The organism is Rhodococcus sp. SMB37 (assembly GCF_004345605.1).
Taxonomy (GTDB): domain Bacteria; phylum Actinomycetota; class Actinomycetes; order Mycobacteriales; family Mycobacteriaceae; genus Rhodococcus.
Genome location: NZ_SLVY01000015.1, coordinates 30,593 through 53,712 on the forward strand (window position 1 = coordinate 30,593; position 23,120 = coordinate 53,712).

General features: G+C 66.5%; 22 protein-coding genes. 13 read left to right on the forward strand and 9 right to left on the reverse strand.

The window, feature by feature from the left end:
• Positions 1-13: 13 nt before the first annotated feature.
• From EV641_RS21625 to EV641_RS21645, 5 genes are read left to right on the forward strand one after another with little or no spacing between them, the layout of a single operon-like run.
• On the forward strand, positions 14-1,180 hold the full coding sequence (locus tag EV641_RS21625) for an acyl-CoA dehydrogenase family protein (RefSeq protein WP_054714480.1): 1,167 nt from the start codon (positions 14-16) through the stop codon (positions 1,178-1,180).
• Complete coding sequence (locus EV641_RS21630; protein WP_132474440.1) at positions 1,177-2,130, forward strand: MaoC family dehydratase N-terminal domain-containing protein; 954 nt, start codon at positions 1,177-1,179, stop codon at positions 2,128-2,130. Before EV641_RS21625 ends, EV641_RS21630 begins: the two co-directional genes overlap by 4 nt.
• Positions 2,130-3,242 (forward strand): acyl-CoA dehydrogenase family protein, encoded by a 1,113-nt coding sequence (locus EV641_RS21635; protein WP_132474442.1) that lies wholly within the window; start codon positions 2,130-2,132, stop codon positions 3,240-3,242. Before EV641_RS21630 ends, EV641_RS21635 begins: the two co-directional genes overlap by 1 nt.
• Complete coding sequence (locus EV641_RS21640; RefSeq protein WP_054714487.1) at positions 3,239-3,682, forward strand: MaoC family dehydratase; 444 nt, start codon at positions 3,239-3,241, stop codon at positions 3,680-3,682. The genes EV641_RS21635 and EV641_RS21640 overlap by 4 nt, the downstream gene beginning before the upstream one ends.
• Complete coding sequence (locus tag EV641_RS21645) at positions 3,682-4,860, forward strand: lipid-transfer protein (protein WP_132474444.1); 1,179 nt, start codon at positions 3,682-3,684, stop codon at positions 4,858-4,860. Before EV641_RS21640 ends, EV641_RS21645 begins: the two co-directional genes overlap by 1 nt.
• 76 nt (positions 4,861-4,936) lie before the next feature.
• Here the strand turns inward: EV641_RS21645 and EV641_RS21650 are convergent, their stop codons facing one another.
• Entirely contained in the window at positions 4,937-5,884 is a 948-nt protein-coding gene (locus tag EV641_RS21650) for an aldo/keto reductase (RefSeq protein WP_132474612.1), read from the reverse strand.
• 68 nt (positions 5,885-5,952) lie between these two features.
• Positions 5,953-6,663, reverse strand: a complete 711-nt coding sequence (locus tag EV641_RS21655; protein WP_132474446.1) for an NUDIX domain-containing protein — start codon at positions 6,661-6,663, stop codon at positions 5,953-5,955.
• An 83-nt stretch (positions 6,664-6,746) separates the two neighbouring features.
• On the opposite strand from EV641_RS21655, the gene nadA reads away from it, so the two are divergent.
• The 4 genes from nadA to EV641_RS21675 all read left to right on the forward strand — a co-directional run bounded on the left by nadA (position 6,747) and on the right by EV641_RS21675 (position 11,804).
• Positions 6,747-7,778, forward strand: coding sequence for a quinolinate synthase NadA (gene nadA / locus EV641_RS21660; protein ID WP_132474448.1), 1,032 nt, complete (start codon positions 6,747-6,749; stop codon positions 7,776-7,778).
• Positions 7,775-9,349 (forward strand): L-aspartate oxidase, encoded by a 1,575-nt coding sequence (locus EV641_RS21665; RefSeq protein WP_241997393.1) that lies wholly within the window; start codon positions 7,775-7,777, stop codon positions 9,347-9,349. Before nadA ends, EV641_RS21665 begins: the two co-directional genes overlap by 4 nt.
• A 1-nt stretch (position 9,350) precedes the next feature.
• Positions 9,351-10,217, forward strand: a complete 867-nt coding sequence (gene nadC, locus EV641_RS21670; RefSeq protein ID WP_132474450.1) for a carboxylating nicotinate-nucleotide diphosphorylase — start codon at positions 9,351-9,353, stop codon at positions 10,215-10,217.
• Positions 10,218-10,385: 168 nt separating this feature from the next.
• The gene (locus tag EV641_RS21675; RefSeq protein WP_199233349.1) at positions 10,386-11,804 is read left to right on the forward strand and encodes a wax ester/triacylglycerol synthase family O-acyltransferase; all 1,419 of its coding nucleotides are present in this window, start codon (positions 10,386-10,388) and stop codon (positions 11,802-11,804) included.
• Positions 11,805-11,811: 7 nt separating this feature from the next.
• Here the strand turns inward: EV641_RS21675 and EV641_RS21680 are convergent, their stop codons facing one another.
• Positions 11,812-12,171 carry an Rv2640c family ArsR-like transcriptional regulator gene (locus EV641_RS21680; RefSeq protein ID WP_132474452.1) on the reverse strand — a complete coding sequence of 120 codons (360 nt, stop codon included), beginning with the start codon at positions 12,169-12,171 and terminating at the stop codon, positions 11,812-11,814.
• A gap of 94 nt (positions 12,172-12,265) precedes the next feature.
• On the opposite strand from EV641_RS21680, the gene EV641_RS21685 reads away from it, so the two are divergent.
• Positions 12,266-12,733: an ArsI/CadI family heavy metal resistance metalloenzyme gene (locus EV641_RS21685; RefSeq protein WP_132474454.1), complete on the forward strand. Its 468-nt coding sequence runs from the start codon at positions 12,266-12,268 to the stop codon at positions 12,731-12,733.
• A gap of 145 nt (positions 12,734-12,878) precedes the next feature.
• Here the strand turns inward: EV641_RS21685 and EV641_RS21690 are convergent, their stop codons facing one another.
• From EV641_RS21690 to EV641_RS21715, 6 genes are all read right to left on the reverse strand, one after another.
• Positions 12,879-14,525, reverse strand: coding sequence for an MFS transporter (locus EV641_RS21690; protein WP_158289204.1), 1,647 nt, complete (start codon positions 14,523-14,525; stop codon positions 12,879-12,881).
• Between the two features lie 196 nt (positions 14,526-14,721).
• Positions 14,722-15,912, reverse strand: coding sequence for a family 1 glycosylhydrolase (locus EV641_RS21695; RefSeq protein ID WP_132474458.1), 1,191 nt, complete (start codon positions 15,910-15,912; stop codon positions 14,722-14,724).
• A gap of 7 nt (positions 15,913-15,919) precedes the next feature.
• Positions 15,920-17,041 (reverse strand): alpha/beta fold hydrolase, encoded by a 1,122-nt coding sequence (locus EV641_RS21700; RefSeq protein ID WP_132474460.1) that lies wholly within the window; start codon positions 17,039-17,041, stop codon positions 15,920-15,922.
• A 66-nt stretch (positions 17,042-17,107) separates the two neighbouring features.
• Positions 17,108-17,548 carry a hypothetical protein gene (locus tag EV641_RS21705; protein ID WP_132474462.1) on the reverse strand — a complete coding sequence of 147 codons (441 nt, stop codon included), beginning with the start codon at positions 17,546-17,548 and terminating at the stop codon, positions 17,108-17,110.
• A 104-nt stretch (positions 17,549-17,652) separates the two neighbouring features.
• Positions 17,653-19,341, reverse strand: coding sequence for an alpha/beta fold hydrolase (locus EV641_RS21710; protein WP_132474464.1), 1,689 nt, complete (start codon positions 19,339-19,341; stop codon positions 17,653-17,655).
• A gap of 177 nt (positions 19,342-19,518) precedes the next feature.
• A complete protein-coding gene (locus EV641_RS21715) occupies positions 19,519-19,905 on the reverse strand; it encodes a helix-turn-helix transcriptional regulator (RefSeq protein WP_054717029.1) in 387 nt (128 codons plus the stop codon).
• 151 nt (positions 19,906-20,056) lie between these two features.
• Here EV641_RS21715 and hisD point away from each other — a divergent pair, with 151 nt between their 5' ends.
• From hisD to hisB, 3 genes are read left to right on the forward strand one after another with little or no spacing between them, the layout of a single operon-like run.
• A complete protein-coding gene (gene hisD, locus EV641_RS21720; RefSeq protein WP_132474466.1) occupies positions 20,057-21,379 on the forward strand; it encodes a histidinol dehydrogenase in 1,323 nt (440 codons plus the stop codon).
• The gene (locus tag EV641_RS21725; protein WP_132474468.1) at positions 21,376-22,503 is read left to right on the forward strand and encodes a histidinol-phosphate transaminase; all 1,128 of its coding nucleotides are present in this window, start codon (positions 21,376-21,378) and stop codon (positions 22,501-22,503) included. The genes hisD and EV641_RS21725 overlap by 4 nt, the downstream gene beginning before the upstream one ends.
• On the forward strand, positions 22,503-23,117 hold the full coding sequence (gene hisB, locus EV641_RS21730; RefSeq protein WP_054720692.1) for an imidazoleglycerol-phosphate dehydratase HisB: 615 nt from the start codon (positions 22,503-22,505) through the stop codon (positions 23,115-23,117). The genes EV641_RS21725 and hisB overlap by 1 nt, the downstream gene beginning before the upstream one ends.
• Positions 23,118-23,120: the final 3 nt, after the last annotated feature.

A 23,120-nucleotide genomic window follows, 5' to 3' on the forward strand; every position in this document is an offset into this window, starting at 1 on the left:
TGGGAGAGCACCGATGGAGTTGAGAGAGTCGCCGGCGCAGCTGGAGTTGCGACGGGAATTGCGCGCGTATTTCGCGGGCCTGCTGCCCGAGGAGAAGCGGCGCAAGGCCGGTGAGCAGGGTGTGGGCGGCGAGTACTTCCGCGAGGTCGTCAGTCTGCTGGGTCGGGACGGCTGGCTGGGTATCGGCTGGCCCGAAGAATACGGCGGGCAGGGCCGTTCCATCGAGGAACAGTTCGTGTTCTTCGACGAGGTGCAGCGCGCGGGTCTCCCGTTCCCGTTCGTCACCGTCAACACGGTCGGCCCGACACTGATGAAGTACGGCACCGACGAGCAGAAGAAGCGCTTCCTGCCGGGCATCCTGGCCGGCGACATCGTCTTCGCGATCGGCTACACCGAGCCCGAAGCCGGCACCGACCTCGCCTCGCTCGAGACCCGCGCCGTCTCCGACGGCGACGAGTGGGTCATCGACGGCAACAAAATCTTCACCTCCGGCGCCAATACCGCCGACTACGTGTGGCTCGCATGCCGTACCGATCCCGAGGCACCCAAGCACAAAGGCATCTCCATCCTCGTGGTGCCGACCGACGACCCGGGCTTCTCGTGGTCGCCGATCAACACCGTCGGCGGTCTCCAAACCACATCGACGTACTACAGCAGTGTCCGCGTGCCGCAGAGAGACGTGATCGGTGACATCAACGGCGGTTGGCAACTGATCGCCGCGCAGCTCAACCATGAGCGCATCGGCCTCGCCGCGATCGGCGGCCGCACCTACGGACTGTGGCACCAGACCCTCGACTGGGCCAAGGACAACGGCGCCATCGAAATCCCCTGGGTACAGCAGGAATTCGCGCGCACACACGCGAAACTCGAGGCGATGCGTCTCCTGAACTGGAAGATGACCGCGGCCGTGGCAGCGGACACACTCTCCGGCGCGGATGCGGGCGCTACCAAGGTGTACGGCACCGAGACGCACATCGACGTCTACCGCACGCTGCTCGCGATCCTCGGGGCGGCCGGACGGATCCGGCCGGAATCGCCGGGCGCACTGCTGGCCGGTCAGATCGAACAGATCTCCCGTCAGGGCATGGTCAACACGTTCGGTGGCGGTGTCAACGAGGTGCTGCGCGACATGGTCGGCACGATGGGTCTCGGGCTCGTGCGTGAGAAGAGGAGCAAATGAGCGAATCCCTCACCGAACTCGCGGTGTACGAGGGGCAGACCCTGACTCCCACCATATGGGGACCGGACGCGGTCAACACCCCGATGATCCGGCACTGGATCGAGACGATGGGCGACACGAACCCCATCTACCTCGACGACGACGCCGCCCGCGCCACCGGACGCGACGGGGCAGTCGCACCCGCGCTGATGACCCAGGTGTGGACCATGCGCACCTTCACCGACAAGATGGCAGACAACGCACCCTCGCAGGTGTGGACCGATCTGATCGCCACGCTCGACAATGCGGGTTTCACCTCCGTCGTCGCGACCGACTCGGATTTCGAGTTCTTCGCGGAACTACGACCCGGCGACCGGGTCTCGCTCACCGAGGTGATCGAGGACATCTCCGAGCAGAAATCCACCGGCCTCGGCATCGGCCATTTCGTGACGACGCTGAAGACCTACCGGAACGGTGACGGCGAGGTCGTCGCGACCCAGCGCTGGCGCACCCTGCGGTTCAAGCCGAAGACCGAGAAGGCAGCGGCCGCCGAGCCGTCCCAGGGTTTGCGCCCGCGCCCGGCGCTCAACGCGGACAACGCCTTCTGGTTCGAAGCCGCGAAGGAGCATCGTCTGGTGATCCAACGGTGTACCGCCTGCCGGACGCTGCGCCACCCGACGGGCCCGATGTGCGGTACCTGTCGTTCACTCGGATGGGACACCGTCGACGCGTCGGGTCGCGGCGTCGTCTACAGCTTTGTCGTCAACCATCATCCGCAGATCCCCGGCTTCGAGTATCCGCTCGTCGTGGCAACCATCGAACTCGACGAGGGCACCCGTCTGATCGCGAACATGACCGGTGTGACGCCGGACGAGGTCGAGATCGGCATGCCTGTGGAACTGGACTGGATAGACGCCGACCCGGATCTGACGCTGCCCGCGTTCCGTCCGGCCGCACGGGAGGAGTACTGATGGATTTCGACTTCAGCGAAGAGCAAGAGACGATTCGCGGCCTCGCCCGTGACGTTTTCACCGGCTGCGCGGACATCGACCGGGTCAAGCAGGTCGAACGGAGTGACGAGCGTATCGATCGTGAGCTGTGGCGCGAACTCGTCAACACGGGTCTGCTCGGTATCGCGCTGCCCGAAGATCTCGGCGGCGGTGGGCTCGGCTTGGCCGAACTGTATGTTCTGCTCGAACAACAGGGACGCTACGTCGCGCCGGTGCCGATTTGGCAGTCGGTTCTCGCAGCTCTCGCGGTCGCCGAGTTCGGCACCGACGCCCAGCGCACCGCGCTGGTCCCCGGTGTCGCCGACGGCAGCAGCTTCCTGACGATCGGCCTCGAGGAATTCGGTCCGTTCGTCGAGGGAGACCCGCAGACCACGGCCGCCGAAGCCGATGGCCGGTGGATCCTGACCGGTGCCAAGGCCGTCGTCCCGATCACGCACGTCGCCGACCGTGTGATCGTCTCTGCAACCACGCCCACCGGCGCTGCGTTGTTCGTCGTCGACCCGTCTGCCCCGGGTGTGTCGGTGGAGCAGACACAGTCCACTAATTGGGAGATCTGCGGCAACCTCGTGTTGGATCGGGCTCCTGCGGAGCTGCTCGGTCCCGCCGACGGTAGCACCGCGCAATGGTTGCTCGACCGGGTCGAGCTCGCGCTCGCCGCACTTGCGCTCGGTGTCGGCTCCGGAGCCGTCGCGCAGGCCGTCGCATACCTCAACGGCCGCTACCAGTTCGGACGCCCGCTCGCGACCTTCCAGGCCGTCAACCACCAGCTGGCCGACTGCTACATCGATCTCGAGGCGATGCGTGTGACGCTGTGGCAGGCCGCGTGGTTGCTCGCCGAGGGACACGAGCCCGGTACGTCGGTGCTCGTCGCCAAGTGGTGGGCCACCGATGGTGGGCAGCGCGTGGTGCACCGAACCACCCACGTCCATGGCGGTATGGGTGTCGACACCGACTATCCGGTGCACCGGCACCTGCTGTGGGGAAAGCAGATCGGTGCCACTCTCGGCGGCTCGGCGTCCGATCTGGCGCGCCTGGGTGCGCAGCTCGCGGCCGGTGTCGAGGTGGTCGCATGACCGCCACCGTCACTGTCACAGGCCGTGGCTACGACGACATTGCGGTCGGCGAGGTGTTGCCGGAGCTCCCGATTCCGCTGACCCGCACGCTGATCGTCGCCACCGCGATCGCGACCCGCGACTTCCAGGACGTCCATCACGATCCCGAGTTGGCGCGCGAGCGCGGCTCGAAAGACGTCTTCATGAACATCCTCACCAGCAACGGGCTGGCCGGCCGCTTCGTGACGGACTGGGCGGGTCCCCGCGCGACGGTACGCCGCGTGAAGATCCGCCTCGGCGCCCCGAACTACCCGGGCGACACCATGACCATGACCGGCGAGGTCGTCTCGAAGGACAACGGTCTCGTGGAGGTGAAGGTCCAGGGCGCGAACAGCCTCGGCAACCACCTCGCGGGTTCGGTGACCGTCGCCTACCTCGCGAGCGAAGGGAAGGAAGCCTGATGGCCGTCAGCCCGCTCTCGGGTGCCGCTGCGATCGTCGGTATCGGCGCGACCGAGTTCTCGAAGAAATCCGGTCGCTCGGAATTGCAGCTCGCGTGCGAGGCCGTCACTGCTGCGCTCGCCGACGCCGGGATCGACCCGTCCGAGGTCGACGGCCTGACGACCTTCACGATGGAGACCAACGGCGAGATCCTCGTCGCTCGCAATTGCGGCCTCGGTGAGCTGAAGTTCTTCTCCCGTATCGGCTACGGCGGTGGCGCGGCGTGTGCGTCGGTGCAGCAGGCGGCGATGGCCGTGGCGACCGGTGTTGCGGACGTCGTGGTGGTCTACCGGGCGTTCAACGAACGCTCCGGGATGCGCTTCGGCGCGGGCCAGCACGACCGTCCGATGGATTCGACCGCGGACCGTGCCGCGTATGCGTGGCTGACCCCGCAGGGCCTGGCGACCCCCGCTCAGTGGGTCGCGATGTTCGCCCGGCGGTACATGCACCAGTTCGGAGCGACGAGCGAGGATTTCGGCCGGGTCGCCGTTGTGGCGCGAAAGCATGCCGCGAACAATCCGGCCGCGTGGTTCTACGGCAAGCCGATCACGCTGGAAGACCACCAGAACTCGCGGTGGATCGCAGAGCCGCTGCACCTGCTGGACTGCTGCCAGGAGACCGACGGCGGGCAGGCGCTCGTCATCGTCTCCGCCGAGCGTGCCGAGGATCTGCGCAACACGCCCGCGATCATCAAGGGTGCGGCGCAGGGCAGCGGCAAGGATCAGCACATGATGGCGAGCTACTACCGGCCTGACATCACCGGCATTCCGGAGATGGGTCTGGTCGGCCGCCAGCTCTACGCGCAGGCCGGACTGACACCGGACGACATCGATGCTGCGATCCTCTACGACCACTTCACGCCACTGGTGCTTCCGCAGCTCGAAGAACTCGGTTTCTGTGGTGTGGGTGAGGCCAAGGACTTCATCCGCGAGGGCAATCTGGAGATCGGTGGACGGCTGCCGAGCAATACGCACGGCGGTCAGGTGGGCGAGGCATACCTCCATGGAGTCAACGGCATCGCAGAGGCGGTGCGGTTGCTGCGGGGCACGTCCACCAACCAGCCGGCACGCGTCGAGAACGTGATCGTCACCGCGGGAACCGCGGTTCCCACGAGTGGGCTGGTTCTCGGCGCAGTCTGATCCGGACCAGCGCCGGAACGGCAGTCCCCGCGGGGCCCGACGTCAGTGGGTCGCCGCGGGGACTGCCGTACCGTTCCTACGCCTCGACGGCGTTCGACAAAGAAGTCAGGCGGTCGGTTTCGAGGTCGGTGAGAACCAGCCTCGTCGAGTCGAGCAGCGCCGGAAGCTGCTCGATGCGGCTGGCGCTCGCGATCGGCGCGACGATGCCGGGACGCTGTGACAGCCACGAGAGTGCCACCGTGGGGATCTCGACGGCGTGGGCGGTCGCGATCTCGGCGAGTGCGTCGATCACCGTGAGGCCGGCCTCGGAGAAGTACTGCGAGGCCATCCGTCCGCGAACCCCGGCGTCGAGATCCTCCGACGTCCGGTACTTGCCGGTGAGGAACCCCGCGGCGAGTCCGTAGTACGGCAGGACACCCAGGTCGTGCTCGGCAACGAGCGGGGCGTACTCCTGTTCGTACTCCGCGCGATGCACCAGGTTGTAGTGCGGCTGCAGCGACACGGGCCGCGCGTAACCGCCCTCGTCTGCAATCGCGAGCCACTCGGCGACCCGCGCGGGGGAGTAGTTCGACAGGCCGACATAACGGACCTTGCCGCTTCGGACGAGTGCGTCGAACGCCGCGACGGTCTCGTCCAGTGGCGTCTCGGGGTCGTCCGAGTGCGCGAAGTACAGGTCGATGTGATCGGACTGCAGACGCTTGAGAGACGCGTCGGCGGCGGCTGCGACATTCTCCGGCGCCAGGCCCCTGAAATCGGGGTGATGGGCGACCTTGGTCGCTACCATCATCTCGGAACCGATGCCGCGAGCGGCCTTCCAGTTTCCGAGGATGGTCTCGGATTCGCCGCCGGAGTTGCCTGGGACGAAGGCGGAGTACGAGTCGGCGGTGTCGACGAAATTACCGCCTGCGGCCATGAACGCGTCGAGGATCTCGAACGAGGCGGTCTCATCCGCCGTCCAGCCGAGCGTGTTGCCGCCCAATGCCAGAGGGTGGATATCGAGCTCGGAATTTCCGATTGTTGCCACTGCGCTCCCGTCGTCGGCATGATGTTCCACGCGCACCTTACTCCCGGAGGGCCCGAATGCCCCCTCGGTCATCCCGGTGGCCGCAGCGCCGCGAATTCGTCTGTAACCCGCAGGCGGGAGTCGGTGAATCGATACAGTGCGGGTGGCCGGCCCCCGCTCTTTCCCGACGGTGCTGTGGTGCCGGTTCGGGTGAGGACCTCCCGCCGGGCGAGTACGCGTTGAAGGTTTGTGGCATCGACCTGGTAACCGAGTGCAGCGCAATAGATCTCGCGCAGGGTGGACATCGAGAACTCGGAGGGGGTGAGTGCGTATGCAATGTTGGTGTACGACAGTTTCGCGGCGAGACGGGCGTGTGCGTTGGCGACCATGATCCTGTGATCGAACGACATCTCGGGCAGATCTGCTACCGGATGCCACGTCGTGTCGTCGGGCAGTTGCGGATCGGACGTGATCGGCACCAGGCCGAGATAGGTCGACGCGATGGTGCGGGCTCCGGGTACCCGATCCGGGGCGGAGAACACCGAGAGCTGCTCGAGGTGCGCCACTTCGCGCACGTCCACCTTCTCGGCGAGCTGGCGTCGCGCGGAGGATGTGAGGTCCTCGTCGTCGCGGAGTCGGCCGCCGGGCAGGGACCAGGTCCCCGCCTGGGGGTCGAGTGCGCGTTGCCATAGCAGCACGCCGAGTTCGGGAGCATCTCGGGGGGCATTCGAGGTGTCGGAGAAGTGGCGAACCTGGAACACCACGATGAGTACTTCGTGACCGGTGTTACTATATGGCATGTTTTCGACCCTAAGTCGAAAACCCCGAGAACGGAAATCCGAGCACAGCCCGCCCGGATTGCACTCCACGAAGGAGCAATGCCATGACCACGACCGAGTGGGCGGGAACCGCCGCAATCGTCGACGGACCGGGTGGCTACTCCGGCATCGAGGCGACGCCGGAGTGGGCCGACGAAGTTCGCAGGCTTGCCCGCGAGCAGAACGCGACACTGCTCGCGCACAACTACCAGCTACCTGCCATTCAGGACATCGCCGACCACGTCGGAGACTCCCTGGCACTGTCGCGCATCGCCGCGGAGGCCGAAGAGAGCACCATCGTGTTCTGCGGGGTGCACTTCATGGCGGAAACTGCCAAGATCCTCAGCCCGGACAAAACCGTGCTGATCCCCGACGAGCGTGCGGGGTGCTCACTGGCGGATTCCATCAACGCGGATCAGCTGCGTGAGTGGAAGGCGGACCACCCCGACGCCGTCGTCGTGTCGTACGTCAACACCACAGCCGAGGTGAAGGGCCTGACGGATATCTGCTGCACGTCGTCGAACGCCGTCGACGTCGTCGCCTCCATCGACCCCGACCGCGAGGTGCTGTTCCTTCCCGACCAGTTCCTCGGCGCACACGTCAAGCGCGTCACCGGCCGCGACAACATCCACATCTGGGCCGGTGAATGCCACGTGCACGCGGGTATCAACGGCGACGAGCTCGCCGCGCAGGCCCGCTCGCACCCCGACGCCGACCTGTTCGTCCATCCCGAATGCGGTTGTGCCACGTCGGCGCTCTACCTCGCCGGTGAGGGATTTGTTCCCGACGACAAGGTCAAGATCCTCTCGACCGGCGGCATGATCGATGCTGCGCGCGCGACCGGCGCCAAGCAGGTGCTGGTGGCCACCGAGGTCGGGATGCTGCACCAGCTGCGCAAGGCCGCGCCGGGTATCGACTTCCAGCCGGTCAACGACCGCGCGTCGTGCCCCTACATGAAGATGATCACCCCGGCCGCGCTGCTGCGCTGCCTCCGTGAGCGCAAGGACGAGGTCCACGTCGACCCGCAGGTCGCGGAGCGGGCCCGGCTGTCGGTGCAGCGGATGATCTCCATCGGCAATCCGGGTAGCGGCGAGTGACGCCCACCGTGGGCGTCGGGGTGAGCTGGGAGGCGCACACCGACCTCGTCGTGGTCGGCGGCGGTGTCGCCGGTCTCACGGCAGCACGTGCCGCGTCGCTACGGGGCCTGCGGGTGCTCACGGTGAGCAAGGGCGGTCCCGCGGACACCGCGACGCAGTATGCGCAAGGTGGCATCGCTGTGGTCGCGCCGACGGGCGACAGCGTCGAATCCCACGTCGCTGACACGCTCGCGGCGGGTGGCGGGCTCTGCGACGAGGATGCCGTCCGATCGATCGTGGCTGCAGGACCGGCCGCGATCGCAGCCTTGACCGATCTCGGAGCGGTCTTCGATCGCGGGCGCGACGGCGTTGTGGCCCGGACCCGCGAAGGCGGGCACAGCACCCGCCGGATCATCCATTCCGGTGGCGATGCCACCGGCGCCGAGGTGCAGCGTGCACTCGGAGCAGCCGGACTCCCGGTGCTCTTCGGTGCGGCGGTGGCGAGGGTCCTCACCGACGAGCACGGCGTCACCGGGGTACTCGTCCTCGACGAGCGGGGATTCGGCGTGGTCCACGCCCCCGCGGTCCTGCTTGCGACGGGCGGGCTCGGGCAGCTGTACGCGTGCAGCACCAACCCCGCCGGGGCCACCGCGGACGGCATCGCCCTCGCACTGCACGCCGGTGCTGTGGTCTCGGACATCGAGTTCGTACAGTTCCACCCCACAGTGCTGTTCGCTGCCGGGAGCGTCGGGCGACGTCCGCTCATCAGCGAGGCCGTCCGCGGCGAGGGCGCAACTCTGGTGGATTCACGCGGCCGGTCCGTCACCGACGGAGTGCACCCGCTCGGTGATCTCGCGCCCCGCGATGTGGTGTCCCGAGCGATCGCCGAACGCCTCGCCGCACTCGGTGACGACCACGTGTTCCTCGACGCCCGACACCTCGAGGGTTTCGTGGAGCGTTTCCCGACCATCACCGGGTCCTGTGCGGAGGCCGGGCTCGATCCCGCGAGGGATCTGCTGCCGGTCGCGCCGGCTGCGCACTATTCGTGCGGCGGTGTCGTCACCGATGTGCACGGCCGAACCGAGATTCCCGGCCTGTACGCGGCGGGTGAGGTCGCGTGCACCGGACTCCACGGCGCCAATCGCCTCGCATCCAACAGCTTGCTCGAAGGCCTTGTGGTGGGGGAGCGGGCCGGCATCGCGGCGGCCGCCGAACGCGGCGGTCTGCGCGTCGAAGCGCTCGACGCGACCGTTCCGGTGCTTCCGCGCCTCGACCGCACGGAACTGCAGCACGCGATGACCCGCGACGCGCTCGTCGTCCGCGACGAGACCGGTCTCCTCACCGCAGGCACGACCCTGTCGGGCGCGACGCCACAGTCGTGCGACAGCGTCACCGACCTCGAGGATGCCGCCCTCACCCTCGCGGCCCGAGTTCTCGTAGGTGCGGCCGTGCGCCGCACCGAATCCCGCGGATGCCACACCCGGCGGGACCATCCCACCCCGGATCCCGACCAGGCGCATTCCCTCGATCAGCGTCTCGGTGACGACGGAGAACTCGTCGTGATCACACCTCAACTCACAGGAGCGAACTGACATGGCCACCGTGCTGCCCGCCGGACTCGACGTCGACGAGACCCGCGCTCTCGTGCGACAGGCTCTCGACGAGGACCTGCGGTACGGGCCCGACGCCACCACCGACGCGACGGTGCCCGCAGACGCCGTTGCCACCGCGACGATGGCTCCGCGGCAGGCAGGCACCGTCGCGGGACTGGACGTGGCGTTGCTCGTGCTCGACGAGGTACTCGGTACCGGCCATTACACGGTGCTCGGACGGATCGAGGACGGACATCGGGTGGTGTCCGGCGAACCCGTCCTCACGCTCGAGGCGCCCACCCGCGGCCTGCTCACCGCCGAACGCACCATGCTCAACCTCGTGTGTCACCTGTCGGGGATCGCCACCACCACGTCGCACTGGGTCGATGCGGTCGCGGGCACGGAGACGAAGATCCGCGACAGCCGCAAGACCCTCCCCGGCATGCGGGCACTGCAGAAATACGCTGTGCGCGTCGGCGGCGGTGTCAACCATCGCATGGGGCTCGGCGACGAAGCGCTCATCAAGGACAACCACGTTGCCGCCGCCGGGTCGGTGGTCGCTGCGCTGCGCGCGGTGCGCACGCACGCCCCGGACATCGCGTGCGAGGTCGAGGTCGACAGTCTCGAGCAGTTCGACGAGGTCCTGGCCGAGGACGTGGAATTGATCCTGCTCGACAACTTCCCGCTGTGGCAGACCCAGATCGCAGTGCAGCGCCGTAACACCCACGCGCCCGAGACACGGCTGGAATCGTCGGGTGGTCTCACTCTCGAGGTGGCGGCGGACTACGCGCGCACCGGCGTCGACTACCTCGCCGTCGGCGCTCTGACCCACTCGGTCACCGTGCTCGACCTCGGCCTGGACATGTAGAAGCGTCGGACATGGAGAAGCACAGGTGTGAGGGCCGGGACGCGTAGGTTCCGGTGGCGAAGCGGGAGACCATGACGTAGAACTACCAGTAGCCCTCGCGTGACCGCAGTCACGGGAGGTATCGGCGGGTCAGGGGGCTCGCCGCGAAGGGGAACAGAAGGACGACACATGCGGCTGCCGATGTCACCGACGGATTCGATGTTCTTGCTCGGTGAGACCCGCGAGCATCCGATGCATGTCGGCGGTCTCGTCATGTTCGAACCGCCGGAGGGACGCACGGCGAGCGATCTGCGGCAGATGTTCGTCGACGCGATCGCCCGCAGCGACGGTGAGGATGCTGCACCGTTGTGGCGCAAGCGTGCCGTGCGTTCGCTGGCCACCTTCGGCCAGTGGGCGTGGGAGGACGATCCGTCGTTCGATCTCGAGTACCACGTGCGATTCACGGCGCTGCCGCACCCGGGATCCACCACCGAATTGCGCGAACTGGTCTCACGCCTGCACGCGCCGCTGCTCGACCGCACCCGTGCCCTGTGGGAGATGTACCTGATCGAGGGACTCGCCGACGGCAGGTACGGGCTCTACATGAAGATGCATCACGCCCTCGCCGACGGTGTGGGTGCGATGCGGCTGCTCCGCCGCGCGCTGAGTTCGGACCCCGACGAGACGGGAATGCCGGCGCCGTGGGCGGTCCCCGACACCTCGGATCCGCAGCGCTCCGTCGTCGGTACCGCCATCGAGATGCCGAGCACTGCAATGCGCGCTGCCCGCGGGGTGATCTCGGAAGCACTCGGTCTCGTGCCCGCGATAATCGGGACTGTCGACCGTGCCATGCACGATCGGGGCGGGTCGTTGTCGCTCGCGGCGCCGCAGACGATTCTCAACGTGCCTATCGCGGGCTCACGGCGGTTCGCGGCGCGCGCCTGGCGGCTCGAACGTCTCCGGATGGTCGCCAAGGCATCCGATTCGACTCTCAACGACGTGGTGCTCGCGATGTGTTCGGGTGCGCTGCGCGCGTTCCTGGCCGAACGGGATTCACTTCCCGACGAGTCGCTGGTCGCGATGGTGCCCGTCGCCTTGCGGAACGGCAAGGACAGCGGGAACGACCTCGGTGTCCTGATGTGCTCGCTCGGCACCGATCGGCCCGAGACGGTCCAGCGGCTCGCCGGGGTACGCGCCTCGATGTCGGAGGGGAAGAAGTCGATGAGTGGGATGTCGACTGTGTCCCGCCTGGCGGCCAGCGCAGTCGGAGTGGCTCCGTTGGCGTTGGGTGTGCTGACCGGGAACCGTGTGCTGTCGCGTCCTGGGTTCAACGTCATCATCTCGAACGTGCCCGGCCCCGACACCCCGCTCTATTGGAACGGTGCCCGCGTGGACGCGGTGTATCCGCTCTCGGTTCCGCTCGACGGGCAGGCCCTGAACATCACGTGCACCAGTACCGACGATCGGATTGCGTTCGGGCTCACCGCATGTCGGCGCACCGTTCCGAATCTTGGAACGCTGCTGGATCATCTCGATGCCGAACTCGTCGCGCTCGAACATGCCGTCGGGATCTCGCTCGAAGCGGACGTTGCCGAGGTCGGGGGCTGACCCGGCCTCACGCGCAGCAATTCGGGTCGAGCACCACGCGGAGTGCGTCCAGAGATTCGGCTCTGGCGCGGTGGTAGACGTTCATCCCGCGACGCTCGGAGACGACCATGCCGGTCTTCCTGAGCTGGCTCAGGTGGTGACTGACCGTCGATTCCGCGAGGTCCACTCCGGTGGCGAGATCGCAGGTGCAGACTTCGCCCGCGTCGGCGGTGAGCAGGATCGACACGAGCTTGATCCGAGTGGGATCGGCGAGGGCTTTCAGTCGTAGCGCGAGTTGGAGGGCCGCCTCGTCGCTGATCTGTCCGGCGGAGACCGGTGTGCAGCAGATGGGTGCGCTGACATCGACAACGGGCAGTGCTTTCGGCATGAGGCCCACTCTACGCATGGTTCTTGACTTATATCGAAAAGCGGCGCACTCTGACCTCGACGGAGAATTCGATATATGTAGAAAGGTGATAGTCATGTCCCGCGTCCAACTCGCACTCAACGTCGACGACCTGCAGAAGGCAGTTGTCTTCTACTCGAAACTGTTCGACGTCGAACCCACGAAAGTGAAGCCGGGATACGCGAACTTTGCGATCGCCGAACCTCCCCTCAAGCTGGTGCTGCTCGAGAACCCCGGCAAGGGTGGCACGATCAACCACCTCGGCGTCGAGGTGGAGTCGAGCACGAAGGTCCACGAGGAGATCGCGCGGCTTACCGGTGAGGGACTGTTCACCGACAAGGAGATCGGCACCACCTGCTGCTTTGCCACCCAGGACAAGGTATGGGTCACCGGGCCGGCGGGCGAGAAATGGGAGGTGTACACGGTATTGGCCGACTCCGACACATTCGGGACGAGCCCGCAACACCTCGACGACCCGGCCGCGGCAGGCGGTGGCGACTGCTGCGCATCCAGCGTGGACGAGCCCGGCGCGTCCTGCTGTTGACACCACAACGACGGACGAACGAGGCCCGGCCTGCATGGCCGGGCCTCGGGCATGGTGGAACAAGGATCAGGCGTCGCCGTGTTCCATCGGGTGTGTCGTTGTGTTCCTCATCTTTGGTCGCCGCTCTGAATGCAGGTGCGGCAACTCAGGCGCGGATGAGGTCTTCGGGTTCGTCACCCGTGGTCGCAGTCTCGTCCGGTCGATCGGCGTCATGACCCGCGAGTGCGCCGACACCGCGCAGACCGAACCAACTCAGAAGTGCGGCAACCAGTGCCGCCACGGAGACTACGACGAAGGCCTGGGCGAACCCTTGTCCGAGCGCCTCGAGTGCGAGCGGTCGAGCGGCCGAGCCGGGCGCACCCGTCGGGAGGCTGTTCACAGCGATCGGGCCCCCCGCCTGGGCTGTCGCGCGGGCCGATTCGAGCTCGCCCGAGGGTAAGGTCGAACCAGTCAGTGCCGATCCGAGGGCGTTGCCGGCGGTGCTGAGCGCGACGGCGCCCACCAGTACCGGGCCGAGTGCGAAGCCGAGATCGCGGAGCAGATTCGTTGCAGCGCTGGCAGTTCCCGTCAGGTTCCGTGGTACGGAGTTGACCGCACTCGACGTCATCGGCGACAGCGTCAAGGCGAAACCGATACCGACGAGCAGCGACGGCAGAATGAATCCGCTGACGGATCGGTTCGTCACGTCGTTGTTCGATGCCAGCAACCCACCCGCGGCCATGGTGAGGAATCCTGCTGTGAGTAGCCCTCTCGCGGCGAACCGGTTCTGCAGGCGCGAGATCAGCGGGATCATCGCAAAGGCCGGTCCCTGGAGCAGTAGGAACAGCAGGCCGGTGTAGAGGGGATTCTGATGCTGGACCGGGCCGAGCCACATGCTCGTCGCGAAGCATGCCCCGAGAAATGCGAACATGCCGATGACGGCCACCGCAGACGAGATGGTGAACTCCCGGATACGGAAGAGCCTGAGATCCAGTAGTGGTGAGGGAACACGTATTTCGATGACCACGAACGCGATGAGGAACGTGACACCGACGATCAGCGCCCCCATCACGCGGGTGGAACTCCATCCTTCTTCAGGGCCCTGGACAAGTCCGAACAGTACGAGAATCAGGCCGAGTGCGAAGGTGATCTGTCCCCATAGGTCCGGGCGGCGCCCCTGCTGGCGTTCGGAGTCCTGGGATTTCCACAGGGCCACGGCCAACACGGCCAGTCCCGACACGGCCACCACGACGTACGCGCCACGCCACCAGCCGAAGTCGGCGAGGATACCTCCGAGTAGCGGCGATGCTGCGGAACCGGCGGAGAGGAAGCCCGCCCACATCGCGATACCGCGGATGCGTTCCCGGCTCGTTTCGGCAACCGACGCGACGAGGGCGAGTGATGCGGGGAAGACTGCACCCGCGCCGAGGCCGTTGATCGCAGAGCCGACCCACATCCACTCCACAGTCGGCGACACCGCGCACACGAGCGAGCCGATCATGACGACCCCCGCACCGCCGATCACCAATGAGCGGTGCCCGTACTTGTCGCCGAGGACGCCGAAGGTCAGTTCGAACACGACCACGGGAATCATGAAAGCTGCGGTGATCCACGTCAGTTGCGACCCGACGGTGCCGAACGTCTCCTGGAATACGCCGTTGAGCGCGCCGGGAAGTGCATTTGCAATCTGCGCAACCATCACTGCCAGCGAGGCTGCGGCCAACGTGCCGCGAATGCTGCGTGGGACCCGGCGTGTCAATGGAGTTCGACTCGGTGGGCGCGTGGGTGATGTGTCGTTGATGCCGGGGTGCATGGGCGGGACTCCTTGAGCATGCGAGGGCGGTATCTGCTGTGATCCGCGCGACAAATATTGCACTCGCATTACAGTGCGTCAAGTGAATGGTTTGTTCGTGAAGTAAGAGTCCGCAATGTTCGAGGAGGGAGGAACGTCCTCGTGTCGCGGGGACGTGCTGACCCGAGGGGGCGGTCACCCGGAACCGTCGGACCGTCTACGAGAACCGGGTCTCGGCGATGATCGTCCGGTAGGTCTCGACGGCATCGGTCGGCCGTCGAGTGAGGTTCGAATCGGTCTGCACATCGACGCTGTACAGGCCGAATCGAGCTGTGTAGTCGCCCCACTCGTAGTTGTCGGTGAGGGACCAGTAGTTGTATCCGAACACCGGGGCGCCGTCGGCGATCGCGCGGCCCATTGCGTCGACATGCTCGCGCAGGTGCCGCGACCGGGTCCAGCCGTCGGCGCGCGGAGCCTCGTCGGCTGTGGCCATGCCGTTCTCCACTACGTAGAGGGGAACGCCCGGGTATCGATCGGCATAGTCCATCAGAGCGTCGTACATCCCCTGAGGGTGCGGCACGATCGACGCGTAATCGCCGACGGTGGCATGGATCGCCGTCGGATTCTGCAAGGTCACTCCGTAGTAGAAGTCGACGCCGACGTAGTCGAGGCCGGTGCGGACCCGGTCGAGAAACCAGGTGTCGAGATATGGCTGCGCGCCGGGGATGTATGCGGCGTTCGAGGTCACCCGAGCGTCCGGATCGGCACGGTGGATGGCCTGGTACGCGCCGTGATGGGCCTCGACCAGCCGATCGAACATGGCCGGCACCTCGGCCGGTGCGAGTCCGCCGTTCGTCACCTCTTGCCACACATATTGACTGGGTTCGTTGAACGTCACCCACAGGGCGTCCGCGTCGGCGTAGCGCTCGGCGACAGTCTCGGCATGCACGAGCCAGGAGCGCACCGTGTCGGGGTCGGACCAGCCACCACGGTCGGCGATCCAGCCCGGATACACCCAGTGATCGAGTGTGAGCATCGGCGTCATGCCATGGGCACGGATCTCTCTCACGACGTCGTCGTAATAGTCGAGTTCGGAGTCGTCCCATCCGTATGGAGTGGGCTGGATCCGCGCCCACTCCACGGAGATCCGGTAGACGTCGACTCCGAGCTCCGCAGCATGGGTGATGTCCTCGCGGTAGCGGTGCCTGAAGTCGACGGACGACCCGATCGGTTCGTGGTGTGGTTCGTTCGAGTATCGCAGCCAGTTGCTGTCGGGTGACGATCCCTCGGACTGGAAGCCGGAACTCGCCACACCCCAGAGGAATTCGTGCGGCTGCGCGTGAGCGGGTGGCGCATGGGGGATACCGAGTGCTGCGGTGAGAACGAGCACCGTGAGGAACGCTCTCATCGCAGCCTCACGAGATCGCGGCGAGCGATCGAGCGAACGGGGTCCACACGTCGGTCAGGGCTTTGCGCCCGATGAACAACCCGATGTGGCCCGTGTCGGCGATCGTCGCCACGATCTCCGGGGGCGGGGTGGACACGTGATCCGCCAGCGTCGTCACCTGCGTGGGCGTCGCGATCATGTCCGACCTGCCGGCGATCAGATGCAACGGGCAAGTGATCTTGGACAGGTCGACGACAGCGCCTTCGGCTTCGAGGGTGCCGGCGACGAGCTCGTTGCGGACGACCAGGTGCCGGATGATCCACTCACGGAACGCGGCGGGAATCTCCTGCCGCCAGGTGAACCAGCGCCGCTCGGCTTCCATGCGGGACACCTCGTCCGGGTCGTCGAGGGCGCCGAGCAGGGCCATCGCCCGTTCGATCTCGCCGATCGGGTCGGTGGACGGCAGACCTGACGCCCGCGCGGTGTCGTAGAAAAGGTCGACCACCGAGGTCGCCGCGCCTGTCGGTGCATGCGCCAGTGCCGCGAGGGCGGGTTGCTCGGCATGGAAATCGATGGGGGTGCCGGCCACGGTGAGTGTGTGCACGGTTTCGGGATGTAGCGCAGTGTAGATCGTGCCCAGCCATCCACCCTGGCTGTCGCCCACGATGTTCACCCGACCGCCGAGATGAGCGACGGCGTCTGCGATCACGGCGAGATGTTCGTCGATCGAGGCCGAGTCGGTAGTGGCTCTCGCGGGAGTCCAGTCGAGGCAATGCAGCCGGGTGAGACCTCCTGCTCGCAGCGCGTCGACCTGGCTGCGGCCGGGGGAGTGATCGACGATGCACGAGTGGGTGCCGGCTTGGGGGGGAAGCAGGAGGGTGGGCACCGATTCGCGGTCGGCGGCGTCGGGTGCACTGCAGTCGCGAAGGTTCGCGAGTGGCCATCGGTGGGGGACCGGCCACGCGTGCGCCCAGGCCGGTGGCGTGGTGTCGGTCAGGACCCCGTAGTAGCGGCCGATGTCCGAAGCGATGGTCCAGGGTGTGGGGCCACGGCGCGCAAGGCCGAGGAGGTACGAGCTCCAACCGGCGATCGCCGCGACCCCGAGTCGAATCGGGGTCGCGGCGATCTGGGTATGCGTCACCGGAGTCATGTACCGCACCGTAGAGCGCCGATCGGGCGCACGGGCGCGATTGCGGTTCGCAAGTGGGATCGTGTCCTACTTGAGAAGGTCGCGTGCCGTGGTGGTGACAGTGCTGGTGAGCTCGCGAGCGAAGGAGACCTGCGCCTTGGCGATGTCGGCGACCCACTCGACGGGGGTGGCCTCGGCGAACTTCTCCTGCAGGTCCAGGATGCTGCCGACGGCCTTCTCGTAGGTGTCGACACCGAGGTTGCCGCTCTGCTTGGCAGCCTCGACGAACTTGGCGTTGAACTCGTTGACGCGCTCGGTGGTCTCGTCGACGGTCTTGGTGAGGTCGGCGGCGGCCTTTTCGGCAGCGGCGGTGGCGCTCGCCGTGAGCTTCTCGGCGGTCTTCTGAGCGGTCGCGGTGGCGTCGGCTGCGGCCTTGGTGGCAGCGTCGGAAGCCTTGGCGGCTGCGTCGGAAGCCTTGGCGGCGGTCTCGGTGGCCTTGGGGGCGGTGGTCTTGGCGGGAGCAGTCATGGGTTTCCCTTCGTTGAGCGCGGGTATGGAGCGCTGTATGAGGTCGGTACGCCGCGAACGGCGTTGTTAGCAGGTTAGCAAAATGAATGCTAACGCGCAACCTCTCAGCTGAAGACGTAGGTCCCGGGGGCATCGCCGAGAACGGGATGGTCCTTGCTGCCCATCGGTGGAGGTGAGGTCAGGGCGCCCGCGCGCTTCGTCGACCACACCGTCCAGTCCTCCCACCACGACGCGGCCGCGTGGCGGGTGGCCTTCTCGTGCCACGACTTCGGATCGGAGGGAAGTTCGGTCGGTTCGTCGTCGGGGCCGCCGATTGCTTCGAACCAGGCCTTCGGATTCGGCGGATTGACCGCGCCGGCAACGTGTCCGCCGCTCGTGAGTACATACCGCACGTCGCCGCCCAGCAGGTTCACTGCCTTGTACGACGACGTCCACGGCACGATATGGTCGTTGATCGCACCCACGATGTAGGTGTCGCAGGTGACGTCCGCCAGATCGAGCGCCGATCCGTCCAGCTCGTACTTCTTCTCGGCGAGTTCGTTGCGCCCGTAGAGGGTTCGCAGGTAATGCGAGTGCATCGCAGCCGGCATCCGGGTGCTGTCCTCGTTCCATGCCAGGATGTCGAACGCAGCCGGCTTCTCGCCCTTCATCCACCGCGATACCCAGTAGTTGAAGATCAGGTCCTTCGCGCGGATCATGTCGAAGGTGCCGCCCATCTCCGACCCGGACAAGAATCCCTGCCTGCTCATGCGGAATTCCACCCTGTCGAGAGTCGCGGGGTCGGTCAGCAGAGCCAGTTCGCCGACCTCGCTGTAATCGAGGAGCGTGTTGAGCATGGTGAACGCGCTGATCCGCTCGTCACCGATTGCGCCCATCTTCGCCGCGGCCATCGCGGCCACCGCGCCGCCGAGACAGATCGAGAGCACCTCGATGCGCGAGGTGCCGGTGATCTCCTCGACCACATCCAGGGCGGTGGCGATGCCCAGCCGGTAGTAGTCGTCCATCGTGATGTCCTGCATCGTCTCGTCCGGGTTGCGGTACGAGATCATGAACACCGTGCGATTTCGCTGGATCGCCCACTCCGCCAGGCTCCGGCCCGGGGCCAGATCGAGGATGTAGTACTTGTTGATCCACGGCGGTGCTGCCAGGATCGGGATCTCGTGGACCTTCTCGGTTTGCGGTGCGTACTGGATCACCTCGATCAGATCGTTGCGGAACACGACCTTGCCCGGGGTGGCCGCCATGTTCTCGCCGAGGGTGAACGCCTCACGGTCCACCTTCAGCGGAATTCCCTTGCGGTGCACCAGATCATCCACGGCGAACTTCGCCCCGCGGAACAGGCTTGCGCCACCGGTGTCGAGTGCGCGCACGAGCACACCTGGATTGATCAGGAAGTTCGACGGTGCAAGCGCATCGAACATCAGGTTTGCGAACTGGCGGGCCTTGGCATCGGCCAGTGAATCGCCCTCACCCGCATCGACGAGCTCGTCGACGTACTCGCGGGTGGCGAGGTAGCTCTGCAGCAACGAGAAGTACGCGGGATTCTCTTTCCATGCCGCATCGGAGAACCGTCGATCCTTCGGATCGGGCGGCACCGGGGCCTGGGGCTCGCTCGCGTTCCACACACGGGTCGCCGCCGCCGGAATGTGCGCAAGACGGTTGGCGTACTCCGTGGTCGCTTCGGCGATCGCACGCGGATTCTTCGCGGCGCGGCCGGCGACGGACGCCACCGCCGGACCCCATCCGATGGGGTCGAGCGACGACGAGATCTTCTTCTGCAGGTTGTTGAGCACCGGGGCAACTCCAGAACTGGGTCGGTTGGTTACCTCGAGGCTGACATCTCCGCAGCGGGCGCGCACCTTACCGCAAGGTACATGCCGAGTGCACGTTGGGTTGTGCGCGAACTGAACCTTCCTGACCTGCTTCCCAACCGTGATTAAAGGCCCTGACCTGCGTAGATGTGAATCTCCTCACTCCGCGTCGGAAATGGGGGGTCCGCCACCACGTCGGCGCTTTGCAACAGTGACCTCCCGGAAAGCCTCGTACATCTCCTCCAGAGACCGCCGCTGGGCATTCGTCAGATCCGGATCCTCGCGAAGAGCCTTGGTCACCGCCGATTCCCCGTCGGTCTCCGGTGTCACCTGCGACACCAGCGCGTCCGCCGACACGTGCAATTGCTCCGCAATCGCATGGAGGACTCGATCGCTCGGCGCCCGCAGATTCCGCTCGATCTGCGACAGATACGGATTCGAGATGCCCACCATCGACGCCAGCTGGCGCATCGGGAGTTCCGCGAGCTCACGCTGACGTCGGATGAGTTCGCCCAGAGTCGTCGGCCGCTCGTCGTCCTGCTTCATGAGGCCAGCATAGGGTCGGTGCCGACCCTGATCGGCCCGTCCGGTGAGACGGCGGTGAGAACGACACCGCCCGGGCGCACCCGCGTGTGGTCAACCATCCACTATCGCGGATAATGGGGAGCGTTCCCTGATCAGCGAGAGAGGACAACTCATGCTTGCCCGCACCGACCTGCGCGGTCGTACTCCCACCACTGCGGAGCTGAGGGGCGCACTGCCCCGCGGCGGAGTGGACGTGGACGCGGTGCTGCATCACGTTCGTCCCGTCGTCGACGACATCCGCGACCGCGGTGCCGAGGCCGCGCTCGACTACTGCGAGAAGTTCGACGGCGTCCGTCCCGGCAGCGTTCGAGTCCCGGCCGCCGAACTCGAACGAGCCCTCGCCGAGATCGACCCCGCCGTACGCGCAGCCCTCGAGGTCGCCATCGAACGCACCCGCAAGGTGCACGCCGACCAGCGACGCACCGACACCGTGACCGAGGTGGTGTCCGGCGGCACCGTCACCGAACGCTGGGTGCCGGTCGACCGGGTAGGACTGTACGTCCCGGGCGGGAACGCCGTCTACCCGTCCTCCGTCGTCATGAACGTCGTCCCGGCGCAGGCCGCGGGCGTCGAGTCGCTCGTGATCGCCTCGCCGCCGCAGAAGGACTTCGGCGGCCTGCCGCACCCGACCATCCTCGCGGCCGCCGCACTGCTCGGCGTCGACGAGGTGTGGGCGGTCGGCGGCGGTCAGGGCATCGCGCTGCTGTCCTACGGCGGCACCGACACCGACGGCGGCGAACTCGCGCCCGTCGACATGATCACCGGCCCCGGCAACATCTACGTCACCGCCGCCAAGCGGCTGTGCCGCTCCGTGGTCGGCATCGATGCCGAGGCGGGCCCCACCGAGATCGCGATCCTCGCCGACCACACGGCCGACGCCGTGCACGTCGCAGCCGACATGATCAGCCAGGCCGAACACGACGTCATGGCCGCGTCCGTCCTCGTGACCACGAGCCCCGAACTCGCCGACGCTGTCGACATCGCGCTCGCCGCACAGCTCGAACTCACCAAACACCGCGAACGCGTCGCCACCGCACTGTCCGGAAGCCAGTCCGGCACCGTGCTGGTCGACGACATCGCTCAGGGCCTGAACGTGGTCAACGCCTACGCGGCCGAACACCTCGAGATCCAGACGGAGAACGCGTCGGACGTCGCCGCACGGGTTCGGGCGGCCGGAGCGATCTTCGTCGGTCCGTGGGCTCCGGTCTCACTCGGCGACTACTGCGCCGGCTCGAATCACGTACTCCCCACCGCGGGCTGCGCGCGGCACCAGTCCGGGCTCAGCGTGCAGACGTTCCTGCGAGGAATCCACGTCGTCGAGTACAACGAGGCAGCGCTGAAGGATGTGTCCGGCCACGTGATCACCCTCGCGAACGCCGAGGATCTGCCCGCACACGGCGAAGCCGTGCGACTGCGTTTCGAGGCTCTCAAGTGAGCGCGGCGATCCCGGGCGGCGCAATCACACTCGACGATCTGCCGCTGCGCGAGAACCTGCGAGGTAAATCGCCCTACGGCGCTCCGCAACTGACGGTGCCGGTCCAGCTCAACACGAACGAGAATCCGCACCCGCCGACGAAAGCACTCGTCGATGACGTCGCAGAATCGGTTCGTGAGGCAGCGACACAACTGCACCGCTATCCCGACCGCGACGCCGTCGCCCTGCGCACCGATCTCGCCGCGTACCTGACTCGGCAGACCGGTGTCGCGGTTGGGCTCGAGAATGTCTGGGCGGCAAACGGATCCAATGAGGTGTTGCAGCAGATTCTGCAGGCATTCGGCGGACCAGACCGCAGCGCAATGGGTTTCGTGCCCTCGTACTCGATGCACCCGATCATCGCCGACGGAACACAGACCGAGTGGTGGCCCACCTACCGGCGCGACGACTTCACCCTCGACATCGAAGCCTCCGTCGCCGCGATCCGCGACCGGCAGCCCGACGTCGTGTTCGTCACGAGCCCCAACAATCCGACGGGCCACAGCATCCCGCTCGACGAGCTGCGCCCGATCCTCGACGCCGCTCCGGGCATCGTGATCGTCGACGAGGCATACGCCGAGTTCTCTGCTGTGCCGAGTGCGCTGGCGCTGATCGACGAGTACCCGGCGAAGATCATCGTTTCCCGCACCATGAGCAAGGCCTTTGCATTCGCCGGTGGTCGGCTCGGCTACCTCGCCGCGGCCCCGGCGGTGATCGATGCGCTGCTGTTGGTTCGTCTGCCGTACCACCTGTCGGTGATCACGCAGGCCGCCGCCCGCGCAGCACTGCGGCACGCCGACGCCACGCTCGGCTCGGTTGCCGAACTCGCCGCGCAACGCGACCGCGTCGCCGCCGAACTGTCCCGGTTCGGATACGAAGTGATCCCGTCGGACTCCAACTTCATCCTGTTCGGGCGCTTCGCAGACGCCGCCGCCACATGGCAGCGGTACCTCGACCACGGCGTCCTGATCCGGGACGTCGGCATCCCGGGGTACTTGCGCACCACGATCGGACTCGCACACGAGAACGACGAACTTCTGCGGGTCAGTGAGATACTCGCCGCAACCGAAATCGAGGCAACCTGATGAGCGACCGCATCGCCAAGGTCGAACGCACCACGAAAGAATCGAGCATCACCGTCGAGGTGAACCTCGACGGCAGCGGACGCACCGATATCGCGACGGGAATTCCGTTCTACGACCACATGCTCACCGCGCTCGGTCAGCATGGCTCGTTCGACCTGACCGTGCACGCCCAGGGCGACGTCGAGATCGAAGCGCACCACACCGTCGAGGACACGGCGATCGTCCTGGGGCAGGCGTTCAACGAGGCGCTCGGCGACAAGCGGGGCATACGCCGATTCGGCGACTGCTTCATTCCGATGGACGAGACCCTTGCGCACGCGTCCGTCGACGTCTCCGGACGACCGTACTGCGTGTTCACCGGCGAACCCGACTACATGGTGCATTCGGTGATCGGCGGCTACCCGGGCGTGCCCTACTCGACCGTCATCAACCGGCACGTGTTCGAATCCTTCGCATTCCATGCGCGCATCGCACTACACGTGCGCGTGCTCTACGGCCGCGATCCGCATCACATCACCGAGGCCGAGTTCAAGGCTGTCGCACGCGCACTGCGTGAGGCCGTCGAACCGGACCCACGCGTGACCGGTGTGCCGTCGACCAAGGGCAGTCTGTAAGCA

What these genes read in the sequence shown, in the direction of transcription:
- EV641_RS21690 (WP_158289204.1), bottom strand. Translation starts at nt 14,525, where the DNA reads ATGCACCCCGGCATCAACGACACATCACCCACGCGCCCACCGAGTCGA.
- EV641_RS21685 (WP_132474454.1), top strand. Translation starts at nt 12,266, where the DNA reads ATGTCCCGCGTCCAACTCGCACTCAACGTCGACGACCTGCAGAAGGCA.
- EV641_RS21680 (WP_132474452.1), bottom strand. Translation starts at nt 12,171, where the DNA reads ATGCCGAAAGCACTGCCCGTTGTCGATGTCAGCGCACCCATCTGCTGC.
- EV641_RS21645 (WP_132474444.1), top strand. Translation starts at nt 3,682, where the DNA reads ATGGCCGTCAGCCCGCTCTCGGGTGCCGCTGCGATCGTCGGTATCGGC.
- EV641_RS21715 (WP_054717029.1), bottom strand. Translation starts at nt 19,905, where the DNA reads ATGAAGCAGGACGACGAGCGGCCGACGACTCTGGGCGAACTCATCCGA.
- EV641_RS21675 (WP_199233349.1), top strand. Translation starts at nt 10,386, where the DNA reads ATGCGGCTGCCGATGTCACCGACGGATTCGATGTTCTTGCTCGGTGAG.
- EV641_RS21655 (WP_132474446.1), bottom strand. Translation starts at nt 6,663, where the DNA reads ATGCCATATAGTAACACCGGTCACGAAGTACTCATCGTGGTGTTCCAG.
- hisB (WP_054720692.1), top strand. Translation starts at nt 22,503, where the DNA reads ATGAGCGACCGCATCGCCAAGGTCGAACGCACCACGAAAGAATCGAGC.
- EV641_RS21700 (WP_132474460.1), bottom strand. Translation starts at nt 17,041, where the DNA reads ATGACTCCGGTGACGCATACCCAGATCGCCGCGACCCCGATTCGACTC.
- EV641_RS21695 (WP_132474458.1), bottom strand. Translation starts at nt 15,912, where the DNA reads ATGAGAGCGTTCCTCACGGTGCTCGTTCTCACCGCAGCACTCGGTATC.
- nadC (WP_132474450.1), top strand. Translation starts at nt 9,351, where the DNA reads ATGGCCACCGTGCTGCCCGCCGGACTCGACGTCGACGAGACCCGCGCT.
- EV641_RS21635 (WP_132474442.1), top strand. Translation starts at nt 2,130, where the DNA reads ATGGATTTCGACTTCAGCGAAGAGCAAGAGACGATTCGCGGCCTCGCC.
- EV641_RS21630 (WP_132474440.1), top strand. Translation starts at nt 1,177, where the DNA reads ATGAGCGAATCCCTCACCGAACTCGCGGTGTACGAGGGGCAGACCCTG.
- hisD (WP_132474466.1), top strand. Translation starts at nt 20,057, where the DNA reads ATGCTTGCCCGCACCGACCTGCGCGGTCGTACTCCCACCACTGCGGAG.
- EV641_RS21705 (WP_132474462.1), bottom strand. Translation starts at nt 17,548, where the DNA reads ATGACTGCTCCCGCCAAGACCACCGCCCCCAAGGCCACCGAGACCGCC.
- nadA (WP_132474448.1), top strand. Translation starts at nt 6,747, where the DNA reads ATGACCACGACCGAGTGGGCGGGAACCGCCGCAATCGTCGACGGACCG.
- EV641_RS21640 (WP_054714487.1), top strand. Translation starts at nt 3,239, where the DNA reads ATGACCGCCACCGTCACTGTCACAGGCCGTGGCTACGACGACATTGCG.
- EV641_RS21625 (WP_054714480.1), top strand. Translation starts at nt 14, where the DNA reads ATGGAGTTGAGAGAGTCGCCGGCGCAGCTGGAGTTGCGACGGGAATTG.